We start from the raw sequence: 16,328 nt of genomic DNA, 5'->3' as shown, positions 1-16,328 counted from the left end.
CGTTCGCTTTTTAAACAAAAACAATTACCTTTTTGCTTAATCTGCTTGTTTTCTTAAAAATGCAGGGATGTCGAAATAATCGCCACCTTCTGATTTATCAGACTTTTTACCGCTATCATTAGTTTTAGATAAACCACTATTGCTTTGCGTTGTCTTGCTCGATTCATGCTTTTCAATCGCTGGAGCAGCAGTCATTTCATCGCCACTACCTTGGCTTGCAAAGCTTGGTACATACATACTGCTAGTTTGGTTTGTTGAACTGCTAACATCAGAACCTGACGCTTTTTTAAAGCCGTTATCGACAATACCAAACTGTGGACGACGATCGCCGCCTAAACCTGTAGCGACTACAGTTACACGTAGTTCATCAGTCATTTCAGGGTCAATAACCGCACCAACCACCACAGTCGCATTTTCAGATGCTAATGCTTTAACGTGATTACCAACAATTTCAAACTCTTCAATTGCGATATCCATACCTGCAGTGATGTTAACTAGGATGCCTTTCGCGCCAGTTAAATCAACGTCTTCAAGTAGTGGGCTTGAGATTGCAGCCTCTGCAGCTTCTTGCGCACGATCAGGACCCGATGCAGACGCTGTGCCCATCATCGCAGTACCCATGGCTGACATTACTGTACGTACGTCGGCGAAATCCACGTTAATCAAACCAGAACGAGTAATTAGTTCCGCAATACCTTGCACGGCACCAAATAATACATCATTTGCTTTAGCGAATGCGTCTAACAGTGTAGTCCCTTTACCTAAAACTTTAAGCAATTTATTGTTAGGAATTGTAATAAGTGAATCTACAATTTCTGACAATTCGTTAATACCTTGTTCAGCCGCTGCTGCGCGCTTTTTGCCTTCAAAGTCAAACGGACGTGTCACTACAGCAACCGTTAAAATACCTAACTCTTTAGCAATTTTGGCAACCACAGGCGCAGCCCCTGTGCCAGTACCACCGCCCATACCCGCTGCGATAAATACCATATCAGCACCTTCAAGGCTGGCACGAATAGTATCGGCGTCTTCTTCTGCTGATTTACGACCTACATCAGGGTTTGCACCCGCACCTAGCCCAGACGTGATCTGAGTACCTAGTTGCACTGTAATATCTGCTGATGAGTTACGTAATGCCTGAGCATCCGTATTAGCGGCAATAAAACGCACGCCTTCAATTTGTTGCTTAACCATGTGCTCAACAGCGTTACCGCCGCCGCCGCCCACGCCTATTACTTTTATGACAGCTTCTTCGCTGTGTTGTTCCATTATATCAAACATGTTTACTCTCCGACTTGAGTATTAAAACTCGCCTTGAAACCACTTCGTTATGCGGTTCCACCAATTATTATCGCCTTCAGGTTTCGATTTTTGTGCATTCATCGATTGCATTGTGCGGCCATATTGTAATAAGCCAACCGCCGTTGCATATGAAGGGTCATCTACATAATCTGTCAAACCAACTATCCCTATAGGTTTGCCTATTCTCACTGGCATCTGGAAAATGTCTTCAGCCACTTCCATCGCGCCAGCCATTTTAGCACTACCGCCAGTAATGACGAGTCCTGCTGCAATTTGGTCTGCTAATCCTGAACGATGAATTTCTTCCATCGCTAATTCAAATAATTCTCTAAAACGTGGCTCAACCACCTCAGATAAGGTATGACGCGACATTAACCGCGCTGGTCGCCCGCCGACACTAGGCACTTCAATAGTTTCTTCGCTGCTGGCCATTTGGCTACTTGCACAGGCATATTGTACCTTGAGTGATTCAGCATGGGATATCGGTGTACGAAATATTTTTGCAATATCGCCAGTAACTTGGTTGCCCGCTACAGGAATAACTGCAGAGTGGCGCAACGCACCATTGATATAAATAGTGATATCCATCGTACCGCCACCGATATCAAGTACCGCAACACCGAGCTCTTTTTCGTCATCGGTTAATACCGAATAACACGACGCTAATGCGGTGAAAATCAGTTGGTCAACTTCAAGACCACAACGCTCAACACATTTTTCAATATTTTTCGCCATATCGTTTGAGCAAGTTATGATGTGAGCACGGGCTTCCATTCGTACACCACTCATACCACGCGGGTTTTTAATCCCTTCTTGCATATCGATACTATATTCTTGCGGCAGTGCATGCAGCATTTTACGTTCGGCTGAAATAGGCACAGAGCGCGCAATATGAATAACATTTTCAATGTCTTCATCAGTCACTTCAGTATTATTAATTGCCACAACACCACTTTCGTTTTGGCACTGAATATGTTTACCTGAGATCCCCAAATACACGGAGCTAATACGGCAATCAGCCATAAGTTCAGCTTCATCGATTGCACGACGAATAGACTCCGACACCAAGTTAAGGTCGTTTACGCCGCCTTTATCCATACCATGGGACACTTGGCTGCCAACCCCAACAATGCTGAGTTTGTTATCTGCGGTGATTTCACCAACCGTGGCCACCACTTTTGAGGTGCCAACGTCTAATCCAATCACTAGGTTTCTTTCTGCTGACTTAGTCATGCCTTACTCTTATTTTGTAATTGCGCTTCTTCCAGGAGCTTCCAGCTCACCGCAAGGCCGGTATCATACCGTAAATCCACTACATCTACTTGTGCATCTGCACGTTTTTCCATCCGCGGGTAAACATCTATAAACCGTTGTACCCGTTTAGCTTTTTCTTTACGCCCTAATTTAAGGCGAATACCGTTATCGAGCCATAACTGCCATGAAAATCGCTCTGACAATGCCAGGCTGGTTAACTTTAAATTATTAACCTTAAGCATTTCATCAAACTGCTTGAAAGCTCCCCATGCTTCAAATTCACTGCCCTCAGGGCCATAAAGTTGTGGCAGCTCGTCACTGAGCTTCGCACTGCTAGCTTGAAACACTTCACCGCTTTGGTTAAGTAATAAATCACTGTTCCACACTGCGACAGCCTGATGCTCTACCACATACACTTGTAATGTATCTGGCCACTGCTTACGTACCGATGCAGTAGCCACCCAAGGTAAGTCTTGCACTAGACGTTGTATGTTTTTCACGTCTAAATCAAAAAAACTCGATAAGTCGGCTTTTTTAATCGCGCTAATAATCGCTTTTTCATCTGTGTATTGAGGTTTCCCCAACACAGCTAAATGCTTTATTTGCGCATCTTTATTTTCTACCAACCACTGTCTAACGCCGCTGGTGATTTGCACCAAACTGAAAACCACGATTAAAAAAAAGCTCACACCTAAAATTAGCGACCAATTTAGTTGCTGTTTTAATTGTTGCGCTTTTTCCAAAAAGGGATGCATATTAAAGCGTTTGCTCCAAAATGCGAACAACTAATTGCTCAAAGCTTGCACCATTTGCTTTAGCAGCCATTGGCACTAACGATTTTTCAGTCATTCCTGGTACTGTGTTTACTTCTAACAAATAAAAGTTACCGTCTGCATCTTGCATTGCATCAACACGACCCCAACCACTGGCACCCACTAGATCAAATGCCGCTAAAGCCATTGCTTGTAAATGCGTGGTATCGCCAGCTGATAAGTCTGCTGGGCAATGATATTGCGTAGTATTTGACTGATACTTTGCTTGGTAATCATAAAAACCATTTGGGGTGGTCATTTCAATCACTGGCTGTACCTCATCGCCTAGTACAGTGATTGTAAATTCGCGCCCGGTTATCCACTGCTCAACCAGTACTTGGCTGTCAAACTTAAACGCTTCAGCTAAAGCAGCTTCAAGCTCTTGCGCATTATTTGCTTGCGCCATACCAATGCTAGAACCTTCGTGCGACGGTTTTACCATCACTTTTTTCAGTTCATTCATTATCGCTGTCGCATCAAAACCACGCTTGCTATCCACCACCGCATAAGGCGCAGTGCTCAAGCCCGCAGATTTAAATAAATGCTTACAACGTATTTTATCCATCGCCAATGCTGAGCCTAATACGTTACTGCCAGTGTATGGCAACCCCATAAACTCAAGTGCACCTTGAATAGTACCGTCTTCACCACCGCGACCATGCAGGGCGATAAATACTCGTTCAATGCCGAGTTCTTTTAATTGCCATAACGGTTGCTCTTTTGGATCAAAGCCAATGGCATCAACGCCCGCATTTTGTAATGCGTTCAATACCGCTTGGCCTGATTTTAGTGATACTTCGCGCTCAGCTGAGTGTCCACCAAACAACACTGCCACTTTGCCAAACTGTGTGTTTAATTGCGTCATACCTTTACCTGCTTAAGTTGCTCAATCGACAGCGATGTCGCCGCGAGTGTTTTTACTAATTGACCAATATTACCAGCACCTTGGGTTATAACTAAATCATTATCTTGTAACGTATCAGCTAATACTCCAGCTAGTTCAGAGCTACTTGCAACATGCAGTGGTTCTTTACCGCGTTGACGTAAGCTGCGACATAAACTTTTACTGTCTGCGCCAATAATTGGCTCTTCACCAGCGCCGTATACATCAAGCAATAATAACTGATCAACATCGGCTAACACTTTTACAAAGTCTTCATATAAATCACGAGTACGAGTAAAGCGATGTGGTTGATAAATCATTACTAAGCGTTTATCAGGCCAGCCTTGGCGAATTGCCGCTATAGTCGCTGCAACTTCTGAAGGGTGATGACCATAATCATCCACCAGCATTACTTTGCCACGTTCGTTTTCAAAATCGCCATAATGCTGAAAACGACGTCCGATACCTTCAAACTGTTGCAATGCTTCTAAAATCGCGTGATCAGCTATTTGTTGATCTTTTGCAACAGCAATCGCTGCAGTGGCGTTCAATGCATTATGTTTACCTGGCATATTTAAATGCACAGTTAAATCATCACCTTGCTTAGTGCGCACTTTAAACTGACTGGTATTTGCCGTTTGGCTAAAATCAGTCATGCGGTAATCGGCGTCGCTTGATTCACCATAAGTGATCACAGGACGGCCAAATCGCGGAATAAGCTCAGCTGCCACTTCTGAATCGATACACACCACAGCAAGGCCATAAAAAGGCAGGTTATGAATGAAGTCCACATAAGTATCTTTCATTTTTTCTAAGCTACCGCCGTAGGTATCCATGTGATCTTCTTCAATATTAGTGATCACCGATACCATAGGTTGCAAATGCAAGAATGACGCATCACTCTCATCAGCTTCAGCAATTAAAAAATCACTTTTACCGACTTTTGCGTTACTACCCGCACTATTAAGTAAACCACCAATAATAAAGGTTGGATCCAGCCCAGCTTGAGCATAAATACTCGCGATCAAACTAGTGGTGGTGGTTTTACCATGAGTACCAGCGATAGCAATACCGTGGCGAAAGCGCATTAGCTCGGCCAACATTTCTGCACGGCGCACAACCGGAATACGTGCCGCCTTAGCAGCAATAATCTCAGGATTAGCTTCATCAATTGCACTTGAAACCACCACTACATTGGCATCTTTAACATTACTTTGATGATGGCCAATAAACACTTCAGCCCCAGCTTGGATCAAACGTTCGGTCATTGCACTATGGGCAATATCAGAGCCAGTAATACGATATCCTTCAAATGCGAGTACTTCGGCAATACCGCCCATTCCTGCGCCACCAATACCAATAAAGTGGATAGTGCTAATTCGGCGCATTGCCGGGCGAGTGCTCTTGTGTGTTGACATTTGTTTCACTTAATTATCTCTTTTTTCTGTTACTTGCAGCGCTGACAAGGGGACACCTGCGGCATCCATACAATGCCATGCGACATTGGCAGTAGCTTCTAGTGTCGCCAATTGCTTAGCATTGCTTGCAAGTTCACTGATTAATGCTGGTTTGGCTAAATACGGGCGTAATAGTTCAACAATACTGTGTTGATTGAACTGCCCCTGTGGCATTAATAATGCCGCATTGCCATCAACTAAAAATTTTGCATTCGCAGTTTGATGATCGTCAACCGCATGCGGAAACGGCACAAACACGGCCATTTTTCCTGCAGCAGCAATCTCACTTACGGTTAACGCCCCCGCGCGGCAAATTACAATATCTGCCCAGCCATAAGCGGTATCCATATCATCAATAAACTCAGCCACCTTAGCTTGTTCAGCACTAAAACCTTGCTGCTGATATGCCTGTGTTACTGAGCCTAAATGACCTTTACCGGTTTGATGCCATGTATTGATCTGAAACTCTTCACTGAGCTGTTTAAATGCTGCTGGCAAAGTTTGGTTTAGCACCTGCGCACCTAACGAGCCACCAACGACCAACACGTTAACCGGACTTGATACTTCCCGCATTGCCACATTTGCTACGCTGGCTCGTACCGGATTACCAACCACGTCACTGTATCCAGAGGCAAATGCTTGCGGAAATGCAGCCAACACTTTATTGGCAAACTTGGCTAAGTACTTATTACTCATACCGGCAACCGCATTTTGCTCATGGATCACCAGTGGTATACCTAAGCTTTTTGCGGCAATGCCAGTCGGCCCAGTAACATAGCCGCCCATTGCTAACACAACATCAGGTTGTTGTTTTTTCAATACTTTGCGTGCTTGTAATATGGCATTAATCACCATAAAAGGGGCTTTTACTAAACGTGCAAGGCCATTGCCACGTACACCTTTAACATTAATAAAATCAATCTCAATATTATGCTTTGGTACAACCTGCGCTTCCATTCGATCAGCAGTGCCAATCCAACTCACTTGCCAACCTTGTTGCCTTAAGTGATCAGCCACAGCTATGCCGGGAAAAATATGCCCGCCAGTACCACCAGCAACAACGACTAATTTTTTATTCATCGCTTGCCTCCACCGGATGTTGCTTGTTTAGTGGCCATTTTGGTTTCAAAATCCACGCGTAATAAAATACCTGCCGCAATAGTCATGATAAGTAAACTTGAGCCACCATAAGATACAAACGGCAAGGTTAAACCTTTGGTTGGCAAAATACCGGCACTCGCCCCCACATTAACCATGGTTTGAAATGCAAACCAAATACCTATTGCGAATGCAAAGTAACCTTCATATTCTTTGCCACATTTAAGTGCTTGCTGACCAATTAACAGTGCTCTAAACACCAAAGTACCAAACACCATTAAAATACTGACGATACCGATAAAACCTAACTCTTCGCCAATCACCGCAAAAATAAAGTCATTATGGGCTTCAGGTAAATATTGCAATTTTTGCACACTATTACCTAAACCTTGGCCAAACCAACCACCTTGGCTATATGCCATCAGCGATTGTACTAACTGGTAGCCTTTACCAAATGGGTCATCCCATGGCTCTAGAAAACCGACCACCCGCGCCATCCGATATGGCTCAACAATAATGAGCAATACGACTAAGCCTACGCCTGTTAATATCAAGGCAAAAAACTGCCATAACTTAGCCCCAGCTAAGAACAATAAGCCTACGGTAGTTACAAACATCACCACCACAGTGCCTAAATCGGGCTGTAATAAAATCAACAATGCGTAAACTGCAAACACTGCGATTGGCTTAGCAAAGCCTTTAATATTTTCTTGAACTTCCTCGCGTTTACGCACTAAGTAACCGGCGATATAACTGAAAAAGAATAATTTAGCCGCTTCAGCAACCTGAAAGCCCACCGGACCTACTGGGATCCAACGTTTTGCGCCATTCACTTCACGCCCAACGATTAACACCACTATCAGTAGCGCCATGCCAAACAGTAATAAGTAAGGATTCGAGCGTTTCCACCAGGTCATTGGTACACAGCAGGTGATCCAAAACAGCACAAAGCCCATCGCCAAAAACATGCTGTGGCGAATAATAATATGATAGGGATTGTTAAATAAGCGATCAGCGGTCGGCATCGACGCACTCGTCACCATCACAAACCCCAAGCCAATTAGCATGATCACACAATATAACAGTGGCACATCGTATAACTGCGCCGAAGGCTTAGGAGTCAGGGTGTCACGAATATTAGCTAAAGCATTCATACTGCCTCCGCTAATACGCATTGACTAAAGTGCTCACCACGTTGCATATAATTGTTATACATATCGATACTGGCACATGCAGGTGCAAGCAACACAATATCGCCCGCAGTGGCAAGTTGCTTGGCAAGCATCACCGCTTGCTGCATATTTTCTGTTAAGTGGCCTTTGTCAGTCAACGCAACCAGTGCTTTGGCATCTTTACCAAAACAAATAAGCGCTTTAACTTGCTGTTGTAAATACGGCTTTAAGCTATCGAGATCGGCGCCTTTGGCATCGCCTCCGGCAATCACTACTAGTTGCTTGGCCTGATCGGCTAAACTTTCTATCGCCGCAATGGTGGCCCCGACATTCGTAGCTTTAGAGTCATTAAAATATTTAACCCCCGCTTGCTCGGCAACAAACTGACAACGATGCGCCAAGCCAGTAAATTGGCTAAAAGCTTGTGCAAACTGACTAGCACTGATATCAAATGGGCTCAATAATGCCATAACCGCTAACGCATTTAGCTGATTATGACGACCAACTACGGCCAAGCTACTAACAGGCAATAGAGCTTTGCCTTGATAACTAAAGTAACTGTCACCTTGATACGTCATTAAACAATAATCCGCATTTTCTAAGCCAAAGCTTAATTGCGGCATTGTTTGTGTATACGTTGCTGGGTCAGTCTTATTTACTACAGCCAGCGCGGCATTAGCATAAATCGTTTGTTTTGAATCAATATAGGCTTGGTAGCTCGGGTAACGATCTAAATGATCTTCCGACACATTAAGTACCGTAGCGCTAACCAGCTTTAAGCTGTGCATCGTATCGAGCTGAAAACTCGATAGCTCTAATACGTAAACATCAAAATCATCAGCTAATAAATCCAGTGCGGCAGTACCAATATTTCCGCCAAGTCCGACCTTATAACCAGCCATTTTCAATACTTCATAAGCCAACGTAACGACAGTCGATTTACCGTTAGAGCCTGTTACAGCCACCACCGGCTTGTCTGTTAAACGGGCAAATAACTCAATATCACCAATCACTTCAACACCCGCTTGCATTGCTTGTGCAACTGCTGGAAGTGTTAAACTTAAACCAGGGCTGATGATGATCATATCGGCGCTTTCAAGCTGTGCAGTTGCTAAATCACCAAACTGCGTCGTTAAATTTGGCGCATGTTGTTGCAACCAATCACAACCGGGCGGTGATTGGCGACTATCAACTACATTAGGCGTTAAACCTTGAGATAATAAAAAACGCACAATGCCCAGACCGGTTACACCGAGTCCGAGCACTGTAATATGTTTGTTTTTCATCTCGTTTAAATACATCATTTACCTGATCTTTAATGTTACTAGGCCAGCTAACACTAGCACGATAGAAATTATCCAAAAACGCACGATAACTCGTGGCTCAGGCCAGCCTTTTAACTCGTAATGATGGTGGATTGGTGCCATTCTAAAAATCCGTTGGCCACGTAATTTATAAGAGCCAACTTGCAAGATAACCGACAGTGCTTCCATCACAAATACACCGCCCATAATGATTAAAATTAACTCTTGGCGAACTAATACAGCAATAATACCCAATGCTCCACCAAGCGCTAATGAACCAACATCACCCATAAATACTTGTGCTGGGTAAGTGTTAAACCATAAAAAGCCTAATCCGGCACCAACAATGGCGGTACATACTACAACCAACTCACTGGCCAATGGTAAATGTGGAATATGCAAGTAAGCAGAGAAATTCACGTTACCTGTTAAGTAAGCAATAATAGCCAGTGCTGCTGCCACTAAAATAGTCGGTACAATGGCCAAACCATCCAAGCCATCGGTCAGATTCACAGCATTTGACGTCCCCACCACGACAAAGTAAGTCATAACTATGTAAAACAAACCTAGCTGCGGTAATACATCTTTAAAAAACGGCACTACTAATGATGTTTCGTTGGCATGATTAGCAGTAAAAAATAATGCGCAGGCAACCACTAAGGCAATCACTGACTGCCAAAAATACTTCCATTTCGCAATCAACCCTTTTGGATCTTTGCGGATCACTTTACGGTAATCATCAACAAAGCCCACAATTCCCAATGAGCCGATCACAAACAAGGTAGCCCATACATATTTATTCGCTAAATCAGCCCACAGCAAAGTACTGGTAAAAATAGACGCTAAAATTAACAAGCCTCCCATGGTTGGGGTGCCTTTTTTCGATAAATGCGACTCCGGGCCATCGTTACGAACCACTTGACCAATTTGCATTCTTTGCAATGCTCGGATCAACTTAGGGCCAAAATATAAAGAAATTAATAGTGCCGTTAAAATACCAAATACAGCGCGAACGGTTAAATACGAGAACACATTAAATGCACTGTAATATTGTGTTAAATACTCGGCCAGCCAAACTAACATTGAGATACTCCATTGCGGCCAGTTTGCTGGCTGTTAACTAAATCTTGTACTAATAATTCCATGCGAGAACTGCGCGATCCCTTCACGACTATGGTGGTTTTTTGTGCTGAGTCAGTTAACTGTGCTTGTAATTGTTGCAACAGTTCCTCGCGGCTTGAAAAATGCCGCTGTGGTTTAGCAAATTCATCACTGGCGTATTGACTCAGTACACCTAAGCTATACAACTCATCAATACCTTGTTGTTTGGCATAGGCGCCAACTTGTTGGTGATAAAGCGCGGCTTCTTCACCAAGTTCTCCCATATCACCTAACGCTAAAATACGCTGACCTTGGAGGTCGCGTAATAAATCAATTGCAGCCTTAACCGATTGCACATTGGCATTATAAGTGTCATCAATCACGGTTAGTGTTTCATTGACTTGAATAATGTTTACTCGGCCTTTTACTTCAGCCATGGTTGCGAGTGCCGTTGCCACAGCCTCAAGACTAACGCCAAATTCACAGGTTAATGCAGCTGCTATAAGGGCGTTTGTAACATTGTGACGACCTGGCAATGCAAGCTTAACGGGTACTCGATGCTGCTTGGTACAAATATAAAAAGACGCCTGAGCTTGCTCATCGAGGCTGACTTCTTCTGCCCATATATCTAGTTTATCAGTGCTTGAAAAACGTTTGACATTGCGCCCTTGTAACTTAGTAAGCCAACCATCACTAAATTCGCTGTCACAGTTAACTAGCGCAATGCCATGCTCTTTCAAACCATCGTAAATTTCACTTTTAGCCGTTGCCACACCCGCAAGAGAGCCAAAACCCTCAATATGCGCAGCTGCCACATTACAAACAACGGCAACATCTGGCTTAGTCATCGCCGTGGTATAGGCAATTTCACCAATATGGTTAGCGCCAAGCTCAATCACCGCATATTTGTGCTGCGGTTCTAGGCGTAACAAGGTTAATGGCACGCCAATGTCATTATTAAAATTACCTTTAGTCGACAGTACTTCACCGTGAGGAGCTAAAATAGCTGCGCACATTTCTTTTACTGTGGTTTTACCGACACTGCCTGTAATTGCGATAGTTTTTGGTGCCACACTGGCCATTACCGCAGCACCAATTTCGCCTAGCGCAATACGCGTATCCGTAACTAAAAACTGTGGAATATCAACGGCAACTTTTTGACTAACAATAGCGGCTATTGCGCCTTTGTCTTTCGCTTGTTGTAAAAACTGATGGCCATCAAAATTAGGGCCTTGTAGCGCTAAAAATACTTCTCCTTCGCATACGGTGCGAGTATCGGTATTAATATTTTTTACTGTTTGATTATCACCTTGATAATCAGTTGCTAGCACATTTGCTAGCCAATCAAAATCCATTGGGATCATAACTGCGATCCTCTTATTTGTTGTTCTTGTGGGTCTAGCTTTTGCTTTTGTTGTAAGTGCTGCTGGACAAATTTACGATCGCAAAAATCTATCCGTTGCGTACCAATTATTTGATAATCTTCATGGCCTTTACCTGCAATAAGCACTACGTCATTGGCATTTGCGTTATCTATTGCAAAGGCAATAGCATGAGCACGGTCAGCTTCTAAGTGCGCACGATCAGGCTGGCTTAAACCAGCAGCAACACCTTTAATGATCTGCCATGGATCTTCGCTACGCGGGTTATCACTGGTAATAATTACTTTATCAGCATTTTGCTCAGCCGCTTGGGCCATCATTGGTCGCTTACCTTTATCACGGTCTCCGCCGCAACCAAATACACAACTTACGCCACCGGGCACATGTTGTTGCAATGCTTGCAATGCTAAAGCTAACGCATCTGGCGTGTGAGCATAATCAACAATACAGGTTGGTTGGTTTGGCGCGCTAAATGCTTGCATGCGTCCAGCAACTGGTTGCAAGCTTGCACAACCCGCTGCCAATTGATCTAATGGGTAACCTAAACCAAGTAAAGTTGCGATTGCAGCCGCTAAATTATATAAATTAAATTCGCCAAACAGCGGACAGGTAATAGCAATATCACCCCAACTTGTCGTAAACTGTGCCGATATACCGGTTTTATGGTAAGAAACATCAGTGAAGTACACAAACTTAGCACCTTTTGGCTGCAAGTTTTTATGGCCATAACACACTAAGTTATTAAAATCGTATTGTTCTAACCATTGCTCTACTTGGTTATCATCTTGATTTAGTACCACCAGCTGCGCGTCAAAATCTCGCATTAGCATTAACTTTGCATCGGCATAACTGGCCATATCACCGTGGTAATCTAAATGATCGCGCGATAAATTGGTAAACACAGCAGCTTTAAAGTGCGTTTTCGCAACACGCCGCTGTACCAAACCATGTGATGACACTTCCATCGCCACCAGTTTGTTATTGTCAGTGGCAAGTTGCGCTAATATTCTTTGTAAATCAACACAAGACGGTGTGGTATTGATTAACTCAGTTAAACTTTCTGGTTGCCCATACCCAAGCGTACCGATAATCGCTGATTGGGTGTCGCAAAACTTAGCTAAATGAGCAATCATCGCAGTGGTAGTTGATTTACCATTGGTGCCAGTAACACCCACCACATCTAATTGTTTACTTGGTTGCTGATAAAAATGACTCGCTAATGCGGGCAATTTCTTATTCAAATCGGAAATTAAATAAAGCGGTTCAAAATCACATTCAAACTCACATAAACGATCAGCAATTACTGCAACTGCACCATTTGCAATCGCTTTATCAATAAATTGTCCGCCATCTAATTGATGACCTTTAATTGCTACAAAGACATCCCCAGGGGTGACATCTCGACTATCCAAACGCAAGTGCTTTACTAGTAAGCTTGTTGCTGCTACTTCTATTTGTTGTAAAATTATTTTTAAATCACGCATCATCATCTATGCCCTTCACGTAGGCAACCGAGCCTTTGTCTGGTGCCACGTTTAAAATTCTTAACGCATTGGAGATTATTTCTGCAAACACTGGTCCTGCAGTTGCACCGCCATAATAAACATCTCCACCGGGCTCATTGATCATTACAACAACAGCTAAACGTGGATTACTCGCAGGTGCTATACCTGTAAAGTAACCAACATACTCATCACCATAACCACCTGCAGCGGCTTTTTTAGAGGTACCCGTTTTACCCGCAGCACGATAACCATCAACTTTTATGCGGCTCGCTGTACCACCTTCTTCAAAAACGCTTTCCATCATATGCACAACCGCTTCAACATCTTTTTGTTGAAAAATACGCTCGCCTTCAGGGATTGAATCTTGCTTGAGGATGGTCAATGGTCTATTGATCCCGCCGGCACCTAACATGGCATAAAAACGCGCCATTTGTGCGGTGCTTACAGCAACGTTATAGCCAAAAGAAAGTGCTGCAATTTCATGGTCAGACCAACGTCGATTCGGATAAAACAAGCCACTACTTTCACCAACCATGCCGGTGCCGGTATCAGAACCAAAGCCAACTTTTTGGAACAAGCCAACAAAGTAATCCTTCGGTACATCTTGCGTTATTTTTGTCACCCCCATGTTACTGGAGTACTTTAAAATCTCACGTAAGGTCATTTCACCATGGTTACGCGAGTCTGTAACTAACGTACCACCGATGCGCATCCAGCCTGGGTAAGTATCAATTTTATCATCCGGTTGGATTGAGCCGTAGTCTAACCCAGCTAATATGGCTAGAGGCTTAACGGTTGAACCTGGTTCGAACAAATCAGTGATCGCTCGGTTACGACGTTTATGTGGCGCTGCATCATTTAAATTATTTGGATTAAAAGACGGGCTGTTAACCATCGCTAACACTTCACCAGTTCTCACATCGACCACCATCGCAGAGCCAGACGTTGCTTTGTAGGTCAGCACGGCTGATTTAACCGCTTTATAGGCTATCGCTTGAATACGCTGATCAATACTAAGTTGGATGTTTTCGGGTTCAATCCGTTCACGTTCATCAAGCACTTCAACTTCACGACCCTGTGCATCTTTACGAATTGTGCGACGACCTTCAACGCCAGTTAATGCGTTTTCGTAAAGCTTCTCTATACCTTCGATACCTTTACCATCAATATTGGTAAAACCAAGCACATGTGCGGTGACTTCTCCTGCAGGGTAATAGCGTTTTGATTCATCTAATAAATGAATACCAGGCAGACGTAAATCGCCAATATAATTGGCAACGGCAGGGGTTACTTGGCGTTTTAGATAAACAAAGCGGCGACTGGCATCATCCCGCAAGCGACCATTAATTTTTTTCGGTTCAATACGCAGTACATCGGCAAGCTCACGCCAACGTAAATCATTTTTGTAGTACAGCGCAATACGTTGTTCAAGTAGCGCGGTATTTTCTGCAAGGGCATTCTCATCTTCGCCATTTTTGCGCGCTTGCTTGAGCACTTTAGCACGCAGTGATTTATGTAATGCTTTAGGATCCGCATATACACTTACAACCGGCACACTAACAGCAAGTTCTTTGCCATTACGGTCAAAAATCATCCCGCGTTGCACATGCAACTTTTCCACGCGCACGGTACGTTTATTACTTTCTGAACGGGCTTTATCAGGCTCAATAACTTGCAAATAAGCAGCACGAGATACTAAAGTCACAAAAACCAGCAGCACCACAGAGCACACCAGCATAAAACGCCATGTGATCAAACTATTTACTGGTTTTTTTCCTCTACTTCTCATGGCAGTACTATCACCTGTTCGTCTTGGCTTGTGGACCGTTTCATTTGCAGTTGCTCAATAGCAATTTCTTCAATGCGCGCATGTTGCGAATAAAACTCTTCTTCAACTAATAGATAACGCCATTCTAAATCGAGTTCATCTCGCTGTTGTAACAGCTGATCTTGTTCAATCAGCTCTTGGCGAGCAAAGTGAGTGACCTGCACCACACTCAAACTAGATGCGAATATCACAACCAGTAAGGCCGAGGTTAACTTGTTTGCTCCTAGGCCTTTGATTATTTCTAAAAATAAATTGGGTTGTCGATGATTCGCTTTTGGCTTCATCCCAATCTCTGTGCCACCCTAAGTACTGAACTGCGTGAACGTGGGTTACGGTCAACTTCAGCTTGGCTTGGCTTAATAGCTTTACCCACTGCTTTTAACGTCAGATTTTGATTTATTTGTGCATCAGTTAAAGGCAGACCTCTGGGTAACGCCGCTCCCTTACTCTGTTTTTTAATAAACTGTTTAACAATACGGTCTTCTAGTGAATGAAACGAAATCACCACTAATCGGCCACCGGGCTTTAATACACCCAACGCAGCTTGTAATGCCGTTTGAATCTCTTCCAATTCACTGTTGATATAAATACGAATAGCTTGGAAAGTACGCGTCGCAGGGTGTTTGAACTTATCCTTTACTGGCACTGCTTCGTCAACTAAATCAGCAAGTTGCTTAGTTGTTGTAATCGGCGTATGAGCGCGCACTTCAAGTACTTTATGTGCAATACGACGACCAAACTTTTCTTCACCATAAGTTTTGATCACATGAACAATGTCTTCCAGCTCAGCTTCGGCTAACCACTGCGCAGCACTGCGGCCGCTAGTAGGATCCATACGCATATCAAGCGGGCCATCTTTCATAAAACTAAAACCACGTTCAGCATCGTCTAGTTGTGGTGATGACACACCGATATCTAATAAAATACCATCTACTTTTCCTAATAGATCGTTTTGCTCTGCTACTTCGTATAGGTTAGAAAAGCGAGTATGGGCAATGGCAAAACGGCTATCGTCGGCAAACTTTTCGGCAGACTTGATCGCTTGTGGATCTTGATCAATGGCCTGTAATCGGCCATGTTCACCAAGGCGCGCCAAGATTTGTCCAGAATGTCCGCCACGGCCAAATGTACCATCCATATAAATACCGTCTGGCTTAATTGCTAGACCTTCGATGGTTTCGTCCATTAGTACGGAAATATGTTCAAATTGCGCTGTCATTAGCTATTGTT

14 protein-coding genes are annotated in these 16,328 nt (G+C 43.6%); all 14 read right to left on the bottom strand.

Features of this window, described 5'->3' with window-relative positions:
* Window positions 1–36: 36 nt before the first annotated feature.
* From ftsZ to rsmH, 14 genes are read right to left on the bottom strand one after another with little or no spacing between them, the layout of a single operon-like run.
* Window positions 37–1,281, bottom strand: a complete 1,245-nt coding sequence (gene ftsZ / locus FW757_RS15595; protein ID WP_149980617.1) for a cell division protein FtsZ — start codon at window positions 1,279–1,281, stop codon at window positions 37–39.
* A 21-nt stretch (window positions 1,282–1,302) separates the two neighbouring features.
* A complete protein-coding gene (gene ftsA / locus FW757_RS15590; RefSeq protein ID WP_145236894.1) occupies window positions 1,303–2,535 on the bottom strand; it encodes a cell division protein FtsA in 1,233 nt (410 codons plus the stop codon).
* Window positions 2,532–3,311 (bottom strand): cell division protein FtsQ/DivIB, encoded by a 780-nt coding sequence (locus tag FW757_RS15585; RefSeq protein ID WP_145236891.1) that lies wholly within the window; start codon window positions 3,309–3,311, stop codon window positions 2,532–2,534. Before FW757_RS15585 ends, ftsA begins: the two co-directional genes overlap by 4 nt.
* Window position 3,312: 1 nt before the next feature.
* On the bottom strand, window positions 3,313–4,233 hold the full coding sequence (locus FW757_RS15580; protein ID WP_149980616.1) for a D-alanine--D-alanine ligase: 921 nt from the start codon (window positions 4,231–4,233) through the stop codon (window positions 3,313–3,315).
* Window positions 4,230–5,669: a UDP-N-acetylmuramate--L-alanine ligase gene (murC, locus tag FW757_RS15575; protein WP_259398783.1), complete on the bottom strand. Its 1,440-nt coding sequence runs from the start codon at window positions 5,667–5,669 to the stop codon at window positions 4,230–4,232. The genes FW757_RS15580 and murC overlap by 4 nt, the downstream gene beginning before the upstream one ends.
* A 9-nt stretch (window positions 5,670–5,678) precedes the next feature.
* Window positions 5,679–6,788 carry an undecaprenyldiphospho-muramoylpentapeptide beta-N-acetylglucosaminyltransferase gene (murG, locus tag FW757_RS15570; protein WP_145236881.1) on the bottom strand — a complete coding sequence of 370 codons (1,110 nt, stop codon included), beginning with the start codon at window positions 6,786–6,788 and terminating at the stop codon, window positions 5,679–5,681.
* Entirely contained in the window at window positions 6,785–7,960 is a 1,176-nt protein-coding gene (gene ftsW / locus FW757_RS15565; protein WP_446441419.1) for a cell division protein FtsW, read from the bottom strand. The genes murG and ftsW overlap by 4 nt, the downstream gene beginning before the upstream one ends.
* Entirely contained in the window at window positions 7,957–9,282 is a 1,326-nt protein-coding gene (gene murD / locus FW757_RS15560; RefSeq protein ID WP_182767583.1) for a UDP-N-acetylmuramoyl-L-alanine--D-glutamate ligase, read from the bottom strand. The genes ftsW and murD overlap by 4 nt, the downstream gene beginning before the upstream one ends.
* Window positions 9,283–10,365, bottom strand: a complete 1,083-nt coding sequence (gene mraY, locus FW757_RS15555) for a phospho-N-acetylmuramoyl-pentapeptide-transferase (protein WP_145236872.1) — start codon at window positions 10,363–10,365, stop codon at window positions 9,283–9,285. It lies immediately after the preceding gene.
* Window positions 10,359–11,747 carry a UDP-N-acetylmuramoyl-tripeptide--D-alanyl-D-alanine ligase gene (locus tag FW757_RS15550; RefSeq protein WP_446441418.1) on the bottom strand — a complete coding sequence of 463 codons (1,389 nt, stop codon included), beginning with the start codon at window positions 11,745–11,747 and terminating at the stop codon, window positions 10,359–10,361. Before FW757_RS15550 ends, mraY begins: the two co-directional genes overlap by 7 nt.
* Entirely contained in the window at window positions 11,744–13,249 is a 1,506-nt protein-coding gene (murE, locus tag FW757_RS15545; RefSeq protein WP_446441430.1) for a UDP-N-acetylmuramoyl-L-alanyl-D-glutamate--2,6-diaminopimelate ligase, read from the bottom strand. Before murE ends, FW757_RS15550 begins: the two co-directional genes overlap by 4 nt.
* Entirely contained in the window at window positions 13,242–15,059 is a 1,818-nt protein-coding gene (locus tag FW757_RS15540; RefSeq protein WP_149980613.1) for a penicillin-binding transpeptidase domain-containing protein, read from the bottom strand. The genes murE and FW757_RS15540 overlap by 8 nt, the downstream gene beginning before the upstream one ends.
* Window positions 15,056–15,382: a cell division protein FtsL gene (gene ftsL, locus FW757_RS15535; protein WP_145236863.1), complete on the bottom strand. Its 327-nt coding sequence runs from the start codon at window positions 15,380–15,382 to the stop codon at window positions 15,056–15,058. The genes FW757_RS15540 and ftsL overlap by 4 nt, the downstream gene beginning before the upstream one ends.
* Window positions 15,379–16,317 (bottom strand): 16S rRNA (cytosine(1402)-N(4))-methyltransferase RsmH, encoded by a 939-nt coding sequence (gene rsmH / locus FW757_RS15530; protein WP_145236860.1) that lies wholly within the window; start codon window positions 16,315–16,317, stop codon window positions 15,379–15,381. The genes ftsL and rsmH overlap by 4 nt, the downstream gene beginning before the upstream one ends.
* Window positions 16,318–16,328 lie beyond the last annotated feature (11 nt).

The sequence above is a fragment of the Pseudoalteromonas sp. 1181_04 genome, from assembly GCF_052850545.1.
The sequence above is the reverse complement of the archived record's forward strand: the minus strand, read 5'-3'. Positions and strand labels throughout refer to the sequence as shown.